1 protein-coding gene is annotated in these 413 nt (G+C 60.3%); it reads left to right on the plus strand.

The genetic code is table 11. The features are described 5' to 3' along the window. Positions 1-413 (plus strand): DNA gyrase C-terminal beta-propeller domain-containing protein (locus AC0QHF_RS00290; protein ID WP_324702194.1); only part of this gene is annotated, 413 nt, incomplete at both ends.

Consider the following 413-nt stretch of genomic DNA (forward strand, 5'->3'; position numbering starts at 1 on the left):
GACCTGATCCTGCTGTCGGGACAGGGTAAAATCAAGCGGCTGGCCCTGTCCGACCTGACGGAATTGACCAATCGGGGAATTACGGTGATCAAGCTCAAAGATCAGGACGAGTTGAGTTATGCCAACCTTAGCAAACCGGGCGATCGCGTCGTGTTGGCGACCTCCGGGGGGCGGCTGATGCGGATGGATATCGACGGCGACCAGATCCCGGTGATGGGGCGATCGGCTCAGGGTTCCCAGGCGACGCGGCTGCGGAAACAGGAGCGTCTGGCGGGGTGCGTCACCCTGACGGCGGCGGAGAATTTGCTATTGGTATCGGAACGGGGATTTATCAAACAGATTTCGATGAAGAACCTGCGGAGCAGCCACCGGGGGGGCATCGGCACGCAGATGTTGCAGTTCGACTCGGCCGA

The sequence above is a fragment of the Lyngbya sp. CCY1209 genome (assembly GCF_055795065.1).